General features: G+C 55.4%; 9 protein-coding genes. 4 read left to right on the forward strand and 5 right to left on the reverse strand.

The annotated features are described in order from the left end of the window. Positions 1–87 precede the first annotated feature (87 nt). Positions 88–2,001 carry a HoxN/HupN/NixA family nickel/cobalt transporter gene (locus tag SADFL11_RS20430; protein WP_008194368.1) on the forward strand — a complete coding sequence of 638 codons (1,914 nt, stop codon included), beginning with the start codon at positions 88–90 and terminating at the stop codon, positions 1,999–2,001. 41 nt (positions 2,002–2,042) lie between these two features. On the opposite strand, the gene SADFL11_RS20435 is transcribed toward SADFL11_RS20430, so the two are convergent. The 3 genes from SADFL11_RS20435 to SADFL11_RS20445 all read right to left on the reverse strand — a co-directional run bounded on the left by SADFL11_RS20435 (position 2,043) and on the right by SADFL11_RS20445 (position 4,907). After that, complete coding sequence (locus SADFL11_RS20435; RefSeq protein ID WP_008196052.1) at positions 2,043–2,801, reverse strand: gamma-glutamyl-gamma-aminobutyrate hydrolase family protein; 759 nt, start codon at positions 2,799–2,801, stop codon at positions 2,043–2,045. A gap of 68 nt (positions 2,802–2,869) precedes the next feature. Continuing rightward, complete coding sequence (locus SADFL11_RS20440) at positions 2,870–3,538, reverse strand: response regulator (RefSeq protein ID WP_040452569.1); 669 nt, start codon at positions 3,536–3,538, stop codon at positions 2,870–2,872. Positions 3,539–3,545: 7 nt separating this feature from the next. After that, on the reverse strand, positions 3,546–4,907 hold the full coding sequence (locus SADFL11_RS20445) for a cache domain-containing protein (RefSeq protein ID WP_050776153.1): 1,362 nt from the start codon (positions 4,905–4,907) through the stop codon (positions 3,546–3,548). A 189-nt stretch (positions 4,908–5,096) separates the two neighbouring features. Between SADFL11_RS20445 and SADFL11_RS20450 the strand changes: the two genes are divergently transcribed. The 3 genes from SADFL11_RS20450 to SADFL11_RS20460 all read left to right on the forward strand — a co-directional run bounded on the left by SADFL11_RS20450 (position 5,097) and on the right by SADFL11_RS20460 (position 9,999). Then, positions 5,097–6,197 (forward strand): TRAP transporter substrate-binding protein, encoded by a 1,101-nt coding sequence (locus SADFL11_RS20450; protein WP_008195146.1) that lies wholly within the window; start codon positions 5,097–5,099, stop codon positions 6,195–6,197. A 79-nt stretch (positions 6,198–6,276) separates the two neighbouring features. Beyond that, the gene (locus tag SADFL11_RS20455) at positions 6,277–7,311 is read left to right on the forward strand and encodes a TRAP transporter small permease subunit (protein ID WP_008192054.1); all 1,035 of its coding nucleotides are present in this window, start codon (positions 6,277–6,279) and stop codon (positions 7,309–7,311) included. A gap of 21 nt (positions 7,312–7,332) precedes the next feature. Continuing rightward, complete coding sequence (locus SADFL11_RS20460) at positions 7,333–9,999, forward strand: TRAP transporter large permease subunit (protein WP_008189715.1); 2,667 nt, start codon at positions 7,333–7,335, stop codon at positions 9,997–9,999. Between the two features lie 83 nt (positions 10,000–10,082). On the opposite strand, the gene SADFL11_RS20465 is transcribed toward SADFL11_RS20460, so the two are convergent. Next, the gene (locus tag SADFL11_RS20465) at positions 10,083–10,826 is read right to left on the reverse strand and encodes a response regulator transcription factor (protein ID WP_008191452.1); all 744 of its coding nucleotides are present in this window, start codon (positions 10,824–10,826) and stop codon (positions 10,083–10,085) included. Beyond that, entirely contained in the window at positions 10,823–12,865 is a 2,043-nt protein-coding gene (locus SADFL11_RS20470) for a PAS-domain containing protein (protein WP_008188620.1), read from the reverse strand. The genes SADFL11_RS20465 and SADFL11_RS20470 overlap by 4 nt, the downstream gene beginning before the upstream one ends. Positions 12,866–13,028: the final 163 nt, after the last annotated feature.

The following is a 13,028-nucleotide window of genomic DNA, read 5'->3' on the forward strand; positions in this document are numbered from 1 at the left end:
ACAGTTTGGGTCATCTTGTTGCCGCCTTCTGGGACAACAAACTGATTGCGCTATATTAAGGCTCAGGGATTCGAACAGGAGCAAGATGTGCGTCAGCAAATCGTTCGCGCATGGAACTTGATGAACGCCAGGGCAGTCTTGCTGTTTGCGGCGTTCGGTTTTGCTGTGGTTGCCACGACAGGTGCTCAGGCGCACCCGCACGTGTTCGTGGAGGCGCGCTCTTCTCTTGTGTTCGATGACAACGGCGACGCTGTCGCCGTTCGGCATATCTTCCGCTTCGATGATGCGTTTTCAGCCTTTGCCATTCAGGGCTTCGATACCAATCAGGACGGGATCTATTCTCGGGAAGAGCTTTCGGAACTGGCTGACGTCAATGTCGAGAGTATGGCTGATTTCGGCTATTTCACGTTTGGCGACAACACGCGCATTGAGTTGGATTTCACAACGCCGACCGATTACTGGCTTGAGGTGAAGACCGTCGCATTGGAAGACTACTGGGTTATGAAGCCAGAGGACTTTGAGGCGATCGCCGAAGATGTTCAGATGAACGGCGGCACAATGCCCGAAGACGTGAAGCTCCTTGAGCTGCATTTCACGTTGCCGCTCAAAGATCCAAGTGATGCGTCTGCACCGATCACGCTTGATGTCTATGACCCGACTTATTACGTCGACTTTCGTTTCGGCCAAGAGAATAGCGCACTCGGAACAGTAAATGCTCCGGGCGCGTGTCAGATTACGCGCAAGGAACCGCCGCCGCTTGATGATGCGACCGCCTATGCTCTTGCTCAGATCGGACCGGATCAGAGAGACCTGCCGCCCGAGCTGCAATCCGCCGCCGCGACACAAGTCAATCAGATGATTGTGGCCTGTGGCGCTGCCGCACACGTAGCCGCTGCTCCCAATGCCGCAGAGCTATCAGAACAACAACCTACGGCAGGAAATGCTTCGCCAGAGACTGCGGTAGCGGCAATTGAAAGCGCAATTGCACAAGGCTCAGGTACAGAACCTATGTCCCGGGCTTCAGATGTTCTGCAAAACACGCAGCAGACCATTACGATAGAGCCGGGATTGATGGATCAGATTTTCGGATCGATTGCCCAGATGCAGAGGGACTTCTATCAAAAGCTGGTGGCGAGCTTAAGGTCCTTCAGGACCAATCCGAATGCGTTTTGGCTGCTTGTCGGCCTTTCCTTCGCCTACGGAATTTTCCATGCGGCAGGTCCGGGGCACGGGAAGGCGATCATCACGTCTTATGTCGTCGCCAACAACGAAACCCTGAAGAAGGGGATTGTACTTTCCTTCGCCTCTGCCTTCGCTCAAGCTGTCACCGCGATCGTTCTGGTGGGTGGGCTTGCCGTTGTGTTCAATCTCACGAGTATCGCAATTCAGGATACCGCGCGCTGGTTTGAGATTGGGTCTTATGTCCTGATCACAGCGCTGGGCGCATGGCTCCTGTGGCAGAAGGCGGGAAAACCCGTTTTGGCAGGCATGCTGAACCGTCAGGCCAACGAGGGGCTCGCTTTTGCTGGTGCCCACGCGGGCGGTCATCATGGCCATGACCACCATCACGGCCACCACCACCATCATCACGACCATGATCGTCACATCGGCCCGGACGGTGTGTGCTCCAGTTGTGGGCATGCCCATGCACCGACGCCGGATATGCTTCAGGGCAAGATCACGATGTCCAAGGCCGTGTCCATCGTTTTGGCAGTGGGCTTGCGGCCCTGCACGGGCGCGCTTGTCGTGCTGGTCTTTGCTTTGTCGCAGGGCATGATCGCTGCCGGGATTGCCTCAACGCTTGCGATGGCCGTTGGGACCGGGATTACCGTTGCGCTTCTGGCCGGGCTTGCTGTCTCGGCCAAGGATCTGGCCGTCCGCCTCTTCGGCGAGGGTAGCCCCATGGCGGTCAGAGTACACCGTACGATCGAGATCCTCGGCGCCGCGGTTGTATTTTTGCTCGGGATTACCCTTTTGATCGCCGCTGTCGGCTGGGGATAAGGACTGATTTGTTCCGAAAGAAAAAGAATTTAGGCTGGCGCTTAGAGTGCCAGCCTTTTTTGTCTGTAGGTACGAACGGCGTCTCCAAAAGCTGAAAACAATTTCTTGGAGGGCCCGTCTGTCATCACCCAGTATTCCGGGTGCCATTGGGTTGCCATCACATAGCCTGGCGCATCCTTGATGGTCATGGCTTCAATTGTGCCGTCTTCTGCTTTGGCTTCGATCACAAGCCCTTTGCCGAGCTCCCCGACCGCCTGCCGGTGAAGGGAGTTTACCTCAAACGGTTCCTCGCCTAGCACGGTTTCCAAGGGACCACCTGAGTGGATCTCGACTGTATGGGCAATACGAAAACGTTCGTCCTGACTGTCTGATGTCGGCGGCCGGTGGTCCTTGCGCCCCGCAATCTCCTGAACTTCTGTCAAAAGCGTCCCGCCAAAGGCCACGTTCATCTCTTGCATGCCGCGGCAGATTGCGAATACCGGAACGCCGCGTTCCACGGCCCTCTTGATTAGTGGTAAGGTGGTCGCGTCGCGGTCCGGATCGTAGGGGCCGTTGGCTTCTGTCGGTTCTTGTCCGTAGAGTTGCGGATTTACATTTGACCGGGATCCGGTCACCAGAACGCCATCAACGTTGTCCAGAGCAGCATCGATATCCAGGTCCGCTCCAAGAGCCGGCAGGATCATGGGTATGGCGTCTGCGCCTTTGAGAACCGCCTGTAAATAGGTGGAGATTGTTGCGTGCCAGTTGAAGCCATCGATGGATTTGACATCGGCGGTCACGAGAACCAGCGGTTTGGACATGGTCTTGCCTTATCAGATTGTCTGGACAGAACGTAACGAGATCAGCAGAGAGTGATACCGCCTGCCGATCAATCGAGCAATCCAAGATCCTGTGCAACCTTGTAGAGCTGCGCTGCGTTCTTGTTGCCGACCTTCTCCCGCAAGTTCAGACGATGGGACTCAACCGTCCGCACACTGATCCCCAGGCTCTTGGCAACTTCCTTGTTGGGCAGGCCTTTGGCAATTGCTGTGAGCACCTGGCGCTCACGGTCAGTCAATCCATAGGGGTCTTCTATCGGAGCGGAGGTTGCTGTGCCAACAAGTGTCGGCCCCACCGCAGAGGAGAAATAGTATCCGCCGGACGCGACACTCGAAATCGCAGTGATCATTTCGGGAGCGGAAATGTCCTTCAGGATGTAACCGCGTGCACCGGCTTGAACAACGCCGCGCACGTATTCAGAGTTGTCATAGATCGACAGGATCAGCACCGCGATTTCCGGGAAGGATTTACGAACTTCCGCAGCGGCTTCCAGGCCGTTCATGACAGGCATCGAGACATCCATCAAAAGGACATCCGGCCGGAGTTCATGCGCCAGTTTAACGGCTTCCCGGCCATTCGTTGCTTCGCCCACAACTTCGATTTCCGGAACCTTGTTCAACCGGGCCCTTATCCCGTCGCGGACAAGGGCATGATCATCGGCCAGCAAAACCCGTATCGGTTTGGTCATTGGCTCAAGGTTAGGTGAGTGAACTGTCATGTTCATATCATGCAGCCATTGCAGTGGCGTTGTCGAGAGGCATTTCAACGTCGATCTGTGTGCCGCCGAACTTGCCGCGGCTCATGAATAATTTGCCGCCGTATGTTTCAATGCGTTCGCGCATGTTCCGGAAGCCCAGACCGCCAGTTTTTGGCAGCGGATACGGCAATCCAATCCCATCGTCTTCAACCCGCAGCTTTAGAGTGCGCGCGCCGACGGTCAGGGAGATGTTGACTTCCCCGGCTTCGGCGTGGCGGGCCACATTTGTCATGCACTCCTGCACAACGCGATAGAGTGATGTTTTTGCGCCCTCCGACAAGCGGGCGTGGCATCGTTCTGCCTCGACATTGACGGTGATGCCCGATTGGGCCTGGAACTCCTTGCCAAGGCTCCCGAGTGCTGCGGCCAGCCCCATGTCGTCCAGAACACTTGGCCGCAGATCTCGCGAGATACGGCGGACCTCGGCAATGGTTCCGTCGATGATGTTCAGGCATTTGGCTGCTTGGGCCTGAAGGTCCGCGTTTTGATTGGCTTCGCTATGGATCAGCTCAAGGCCATACCTCACGGAGACCAACAGCTGCGATATACTGTCATGAAGTTCTGTGGAAACGCGTTTGCGTTCTTGTTCCTGAACTTCAAGGATCCGGTTGGTCAACGCCTTCAAACGGGTGTCGGCAAAGCGCTGCTCAGAGAACCTGACGGCAGCGATCAAGGTGCCAACGATTATGATCGCGGCAAGCGTAATCAGAAAAATTACGAAAAGTGTTTGACGGATGCTGCGAGCAAAATCGGCACGTATGGCGGCAATTTCCTTCGCGATATCGTCGGTATAAAGACCGGTTCCAAGCATCCAGCCCCATTTATCCAGCAAGATGGCATAACCAAGTTTTTCTTCCACTGTTCCAGTCGACGGCTTGTGCCATACGTATTGGTGAAAGCCGCCGCCTTGCTGCGCTGCCTTGATGAGGTTCTGAATGACAAAATCGCCGGTCTTGTCCTGTAAGTCCCACCAATTGTTGCCGACGAGCTGCGGCAATTTGGGGTGCACAACGTTGGTGCCGTCCAGCGTGTAGACGAAAAAATAGCCGTCATAATCGAAGGTCAGGTTTTTCAAGATTTCCTTGACCTCGGCCTGAGCCGCTAGCTGTCCGTCCGGTTCATTTTCGTAGATCTGCTCGATCGAGGTGAGGGCAAGGCTCACGTAATTCCGGATTTCCTGGCGTTTCGCGGCCAGGATCCGCGTTTCAACGGAACGGGTCTCGGCATCAATGAGTGCGCTCGACTGGTAATAGCTGACGCCGCCGATCAGCAACGAGACAGCGATCAGTGGCAAGATCGTGATCAGCAGCAATTTTGTCTTAAACGTCACCCACTTGTTCCTCATATTGCGCGAACTGGCGCCCTAACAGCACTCTCTTGCGTGGAATTCAGTAGTACTACTGAAAAGATGCGCAGAACCACGAATAGCATCAGTGCCGTTCGGTCAACTAGACATACGGCGAGATCGGTGCAAGGGTGTATTCCGGTCCGATATCAGGTCCGTTTAGGGAGGAAACTAATGGATCGTCGTTCGTTTATCAAAAAAGCTGGTCTTGGTGCTGGTGGTATTGCTGCAGGTTCTGCTCTTGCAGCTCCGGCCATCGCGCAGGGCACCAAGGACATGGTCATTGTGTCAACCTGGCCGCGGGACTTCCCGGGTCTTGGTATTCCGGCTCAGCGTCTTGCAGCTCGCATTGCAGAGCTAACCGAAGGCCGCATCAACGTTCAGTACTTCGCCGCTGGCGAGCGCGTTGGTGCTTTCGACTCCTTCGATGAAGTTGCTTCCGGCAACGCGCAGGCTTACATCGGCGCAGATTACTACTGGAAAGGTAAGCACCCGGGTTGGGCTGCGTTTACTGCAGTACCGTTCGGTCTCACCTTCACCGAAATGGACGCCTGGATTAAGTTTGGCGGCGGTCAGGAGCTTTGGGATGAGCTTGCAGGTGAATTCGGCCTCAAGAACTTCGCAATGGGTAACACCGGCGTTCAGATGGGCGGGTGGTTCAACAAGGAAATCGAGACAGCTGACGACCTGAAAGGTCTGAAGATGCGTATTCCGGGTCAGGGCGGCGACGTCATGGCGAAACTCGGTGCATCTCCGGTTTCTCTGCCGGGCGGCCAGATCTACGAAAACCTCGTTTCCGGTGCTATTGACGCAACCGAGTGGGTTGGTCCGTTCAACGACTACTTCATGAAGTTCTACGAAGCGGCGAAGTACTACTACTTCCCGGGCATGCACGAGCCGGGCGCACAGCTGGCCATGGGCATCAACAAGGCATGGTGGGATACACTTGACGCGACTGATCAAGCGATCATTCAGGCTGCGTGTAACGAAGAAAACTCCCTTACCATGGCTGAGACGAACGCCAACAACGGTGTTTACCTCAACCGCCTGATCAACGAGCACGGCGTTGAGCTGCGTGAATTCAACGACGAAATCTATGATGCGTTCGGTGAAGCAGCTCAGGAAGTTCTCGAAGAGGCAATGGACCATTCTCCGATGGCCAAGAAAATCTTCGAAAGCTTCATCAATGCCCGCAAGGACATCGGCAGCTGGATGGCAATTTCCGACGTTGCATACAGCAACAAGCGGAACCGCGTGTTGGGCATCCCTTCATAAGCGATGCTCTCCTACGGATAGGGGCGGGAAACTTCCCGTCCCTTCTTTTTATTGACACGATAAAAAAGGCTCCGCCACGATGACTGCCTTGGACAGTGTTCAAGACGGATCTCCAGCCATGAATACCGGCACGGGACCAACACCAGAAAGCGCGCGTCTTTTCCGCCTGTTCGGTTGGGGCGTACTGGCCATAATGGCCGCATATCTGTTGAACAATTACCTGACGTATTGGCAAGATTTGCCTGGCATTGCGCCCATTTATGGTGGTGCTGCAAACGGGTCGCTGCCGATCGTCTGGTCTTGGTTGCAATTGGCTGTTTACGCCGGTTTTTTGGCTGCCGTGTTCGTTTATGTGATGCGGAGTACAACACCGCTGCGCGTCGACAGCGGGCGGATCAGCAACATCAACACCTTCATAATTAGGGCCGCATTTTTTGCGGTTTTGATCGTTGGATTGATGGACAGCGCCATCTCGTTCCTGCGGATTGAGGAGCTGCTGCCTGCCATTGTTGGGCAAGACCTGGCAGACGAGCTTGGCAAGTCGCGGTTCCGCGGCGCCTACGTTCATATGCCGCTGATAGCCCTGTCGATTGTGATTGCCGCCTTTACAAGAACGCTCGGGTTTACCTGGCTCGCACTGCTTGTGGTGGTGGCCGAGCTGGCCATCGTGATTGGCCGTTTTGTGTTCTCCTACGAGCAGGCCTTCCTCGCCGACTTGGTGCGCTTTTGGTACGCAGCACTCTTCCTGTTCGCGAGTGCCTATACGCTGCTTGAAGAAGGGCACGTTCGAGTGGATGTGTTTTATGCCGGTATGGCTCCGAAGACCAAAGGCTACGTCAACGCGATCGGGTCGGTTGTACTCGGCATGAGCCTTTGCACGACGATCCTTGTTCTCGGCATGGGCGGAAAACAGAACATCATCAACAGCCCGATCCTGGCCTACGAAGTGACACAGGCAGGATTTGGTCTTTACGTGAAATACCTCATGGCCGGTTTTCTGGGAGTGTTTGCCACCTCCATGATGATTCAGTTCGTGGCCTATTTCCTGGACGCCATTGCCGACATTCGCGGTGAACCTGGCGGACGGGATCACGAAAACCACCCTGTTAACTAGAGCCAGACGAGATCGTTTGATATGGAACTTTTCTTCCTTCTTCTTCTTGTCGTGATCATGGCGTTTGCGCTTGGCTGCGGTTTTCCGGTGGCATTCGCCCTTCCAGGCGCGGCAATCATCACAATCGGACTTGCGGCCGGTGTCGGCGCACTCTTCGGCGGCGGGGCGGATGCGTTCTTCCACTCTGGCAGCGCGGCTCAATGGCTGAGTGCTGGCGTGACAAACTTCCGGGGTATTTATTGGGAAGCGGAACGAGATACGCTCATAGCGATTCCGCTTTTCGTGTTCATGGGCATCATGCTCCAGCGGTCCAAGATCGCTGAGGATCTTCTCGTGACCATGGCCCGGCTTTTCGGTCCGGTTCCAGGCGGTCTCGGCATTTCTGTTGTTTTCGTGGGCGCGCTGCTTGCGGCAACAACGGGCATCGTTGGTGCGACCGTTGTGGCGATGGGTCTGATCTCCTTGCCGGCAATGCTTCGAAACAAATATTCGGTGCCGCTGGCAACGGGTACGATCGCGGCCTCCGGGACGCTCGGACAGATTATCCCGCCTTCTATCGTTTTGATCATTTTGGCTGACCAGCTCGCAAGTGCGGTCGACCAGGCCGGGTCCATCCGGCAGGCGCTTTACAAGGACAACACTGGCGAACTTTCGATGCCGTCCGACTTCTCGGTCGTGTCGACCAGTGCCGGTGAGATGTTCCTTGGCGCGTTCTTGCCAGGCCTTGTCCTTGTTGGGCTGTACATGCTGTTCATCCTCGGCTTCGCACTTCTGAAGCCAAGCGCTGCACCTGCAGTGCATGAGGAAGGTACCTTTACCCGCCAGTTCGCGGTGAAGGTTTTCATTACACTGGTTCCACCACTGGCCCTGATCTTCCTGGTTCTGGGCTCGATCATCGCGGGTATTGCAACCGTGAACCAGGCCGGTGCAATCGGTGCAGTCGGTGCCATGATCATGGCTGGGTACAGGCTACGTGATGGTGAGAAGGGGGCATATACGCCTGCGATCATCGCGATCGTGGCGTTGCTCGCGATCGCCATCGTGATTAGCTTCATCGGTGCCGTCAACATCAAGCTGATCCAGACAAGCCAAGATCTTCTTGGTCTTGTGTTGGCTCTGATTGCGGTTTCGTTGCTGCTGATTGCGATCTTCTGGTCCGGCTGGCGCACCTTGAAGCTGGAAGACACCCTCCGTGGTGTAATGGTGGAAACTGCGAAAACAACGTCGCTGGTCTTTATCATCCTGCTTGGTGCGGCGATGCTGACATCCGCGTTCCGGGCCTTCGGTGGTGAAGACCTCGTGAAGGACTTCCTGCAGGGGCTGCCTGGCGGTTTCTGGGCGCAGTTCCTCATCGTCATGCTGGTGATCTTCATCCTTGGCTTCTTCCTCGATTTCATCGAGATTGCCGTAGTGGTCGTACCGATTGTTGCGCCGATCCTGCTTGCTGACCCGTCTGCAAACGTGACCGCGGTTTGGCTCGGTGTCATGATTGGCCTGAACATCCAGACCTCCTTCCTGACACCGCCATTTGGCTTTGCGCTGTTCTACTTGCGCGGGGTTGCGCCTGCGATCGTGAAGACGGTCGATATGTACAAGGGCGTAATCGCGTTCATTGCACTGCAGCTCGTTGCGCTCGCGATTGTCGGCTTTAATCCGCAGCTCGTGAACTATCTTCCGAACCGCTCGACCTTGTTGTCGGAGACGGCACCGCCGCCGAAGAACCCGCGTCTTCAGTACTGCATGGAAAAAATCGTTCATGAGGATTTCCAGCAGAATGGCGATGGCATTCTTGCAGCAATCCAGTCGACGGCAAACGTGGACATGAGCTACCTGCCGGAGGATCTGCGCGAAGACTTGGCCGAAGGCTTTGAAAAAGCGCAGAACGCTCTTTCGCTGATGCAGGAGATCAAGAACGCAGAAGCAGACGTTGCGGCAGCTGCGGGTGATTATCGACCAATCCATGGTCTTGTCCGGGCTCTGGAGCGGGATGCTCGCCGGATCGACGAGACAATCGAAGAGCTTGAGGTTGTCGTCAGTCGGTCTGGACCGGGAGGCATCTATACGGCGGAGCAAGGCGAACGGGCTCAGGCACGGATCGACGCTCTCCAGGCCGAGCATGATGCGCTCCTGGCTCAGATCCCTGAGGAATGGAACGACACCTATGCGACTTTCTCGCAGATCCAGAAAGCGGAAAATACGGCACGTTTGACGTACCGCCGCAATGCGGACCAAGCTTATGAGCCAGTGCTTGAGCTGAAGGCAATCCTGCGCGACGTCGACGTTGTCGCCGGTTTCGAAGCCGAACTTGAGGTTTTGAAAGAGCAGGTTGCCCAGCTGGAGCCTGAAGCTGCTGTGGACGCGATTGCCGAGATGCGGTCGAAGGTCGGGTCTGCTGAAGGCACGAGCGATATTCGCAAAGGCCTGACGGAGGCCCGCAAGATTATGCGGAGCCGCACACCGAATGCAGAAGAGGCGATTGCGGAGATCGACAAGTCGATTGCTGCAGTCCAGGCCGATCTTGTCTGGCGTCAACGTGCAGCATCGGAGCTGTTGCCGCAATTGGAGGCGTATGACGCCGCCGTTGGCAATAACATCGGTCTGCGCCAACAAGACCGTTTGCCGGACGCAATGGCTCTAGAAGTCGCCGGATGTCTCTCAGATCACAGAGATATTTCACTCAGCTTCTAAGTCGCTAGGAACGAAAAAAGCGGGGAGAGAAAACTTCCCGCTTTTTTGCTTGAATAGGCGGCTGATGCTTTGGGGGGCTGAGCTCAATCCCACCTTACATCGCAGGTCAGCATGTAACCGGATCCGTAAATCGTCCGGATGTGCGCTGGGCCGTCTTTCCTATTCAGTTTCTTGCGGATCCGTGAAATGCGAACGTCGATGGACCGGTCGAGGCTCTCATCTCTGCCGCCGTGTTCAAGCAGGTAATCCCGTGTGAGTACCCGCTTTGGTGCACGCAAGAGCGCCTCCAGGAGTGTTGCTTCTCCGGTCGACAAAAATGTCTCTTCCCCTTCCGGAGATGTCAGGCAGTGGGAAGACGGTTTGTAACTCCAGTCTGCAAAGTGCGCGGTTTCTTCCCTTTTCGCAGCACGGACTGTTTCACCTCCCGATCTTCGAAGAATTGACCGAATGCGTGCCACCACTTCTCTCGGATCGAACGGTTTGACCACATAGTCATCTGCGCCGAGCTCCAGACCAAGAACCCGGTCCGTTGCATGTGCCCGGGCAGACAGAACAATAATTGGTACCGAAGAGTGCCGACGGATCTCATTGATCAAAGCCATGCCCTCCATGTCCGGGAGGCCAAGGTCAACAATGCAGGCATCAGGTGTATCGGATTCAAGAGCGGCCAGCATCTGCGCTGCAGTTGAAAATACCTCACCTTCCATATCGAAGGGCTGCATTGCCTCAATCAACAGACGACCGATTTCTGGTTCGTCATCGACGATGAATGCGCGGGTCTTTCCTGCTGGTAAAGGCTTTGAGTGCGAAGAGCGTTCTGATGTCATGGTTGCAGTATTTTGCGGAGTGTTTCCGCAAGTTGGAAGTCGTTAAAAGGTTTAGCTAAAACAGGAAATTCACAAATGCTGCTGTTGTCAGCGAGTGCAGACCAATCCGCATACCCCGTCATCAAAGCAATCCCCAACTCTGGCCGGTTCTGGCGTATCTCACGGGCGAGCTTCAAACCGTTGGTTTGCCCTGGCATGATGATGTCGCTCAGCACCGCACGAAGTTCGGGCAGATCCAGCGCAAGTTGGCGGGCATCGTCCGCGTTTTCCGCCTTCAATATCGCGAACCCGAGGTTTTGCAGCTGATCAGCGATGGTTTTGCTTAAATCCGGATCATCCTCGATCAGAAGAAGCAATTCTCCCGAGCCGTATTTCAAGGATGCTTTGTTTTCGCTTTCGCCGATGTCACCCGCGTTCTGCAGCCTGACAAGCGGCAGGTAGATCGTAAGTGCTGTACCTTCTCCCAGCTTACTACGCACTTGGATCGCACCGCCGGACTGCTGAATGAAGCCATAAACCATTGACAGACCCAAGCCGCTGCCAGTGCCGAAAGCCTTGGTCGTAAAAAAGGGTTCAAAGATTTTGAGCTGACTGTCTTCATCCATACCGCTGCCTGTATCAGCAACGGTAATCACGGCATATTCTCCCGCCGGCACCGACAAATCTTGGGCTTGTTGGGAATCCAGATCAGTTGCCCTCAAGGCGATGGAGAACGAGCCGCCATCCGGCATCGCGTCCCGCGCATTGAAGGCCATGTTGATGAACGTTGTTTCCATCTGGGTGGGATCGATCAAAGCGCCAATGCAGCGATCTTCGGCATCTATTGTGAGCGTGATGGAGGACGGAAGTGAACCTTCAAGCAGCCTCGCCGCGGAGCCAATCACATCCGAGACCGGAACCTTTTGCGGATCGACCGGCTTGCCACGGCTGAAGGCCAGTAGCCGCTGGATTAGATCAGATCCGCGTTTGGCAGCCTCCAGCATTGGGGTGATCTTGCTGTCGAGCGCTTCCTTGCCAACAGGTGGTTCCATCCGGCCAAGCGTAAGAAGATTGCCCATCATAATGGCCAGGAGATTGTTGAAGTCGTGCGCCAACCCCCCAGTCAGTTTGCCGACGGCATCCATACGCTGGGATTGAACCAGGGCCGCTTCCGCTGCCTTTTGATCGCTTGCGTCGAGGGACAGCACGAAAATTCCGAGTGTCCGCCCGTCGATGGTCATATCGGGGATGAGCGTTGAGCGCATATAGGCCATCGTGCCATCTAGCCGTTCCCTTTGATACTCATAGCTGACCGCGTTGCCCTCAAAGGCGCGATTGATATGAGGTTCAAGCTCTGCAAACAGTTCGTCGCCTACAATATCCCGCGCTGGACGCCCGGCAATCGACACTATGGAATGACCGAACCAGTCCGCGTATCTGCGGTTCGCAAACCTGAAAACCGGTCCCGGTGAAAGGTAAGCAATGAGGGCCGGAATGTTGTCCGTTACGAGGCGCAGCCAGTCTTCACTCTGCTGCAAAGCGTGCGTTCTTTCTTCAACAGTTCGTTCAAGCTTTTCCTGCCGGTGCCGTTCTTCGGTGACGTCAGAGTAGATCGTCACGAACCCGCCTTGGGGAAGCGGCGTGCCGGAAACCGCGATGATCTGACCGTTTGGGCGGATGCGTTCGAAATAATGCGGCTCGAACAGCTTGGCGCGTTCGATCCGGCGTTCGATCTTCGCTTCTATGTCTCCCGGGCCATATTCGCCCCGTTCGGCATTAACGCGAATAAAATCTTCCAGGTGAGCACCGCGCCGCACAATGCTCTCCGGCATGTCCAGCATGTCGTACAAGCCGCGGTTCCAAGCGACCAGCCGAAGGTCGCTGTCGAAGACGGTAAACCCCTGATTAATATGATCAAGAGCTGCCTGCAGCAGGTCGATCTGTGCTTTGAGTTGTTTGGTCTCCTCCATACCCGAACAGTAAGGTGCGATGGAGGCTTTGGCTACTGCCTTGTTTCGCACTCGCAGCGAACTTGCAACATTTCGATAAGATTTGAACATACTGCTGCAAACCACCCGAATTAGCGTGAAGGCGTTGGAAGTGGATCAAGCCTTTGTCCGTTCGACAAACCAGATTCTGGTTGAATGGGACGGCTCTAGGTAGTTTCATGACCAGCATGAGAACGACCTCGGATAACCGGGGCGCCTTCTAAGGGAAGAAACA

Origin of the sequence: Roseibium alexandrii DFL-11 (genome assembly GCF_000158095.2) — a bacterium.
Lineage (GTDB): Bacteria > Pseudomonadota > Alphaproteobacteria > Rhizobiales > Stappiaceae > Roseibium > Roseibium alexandrii.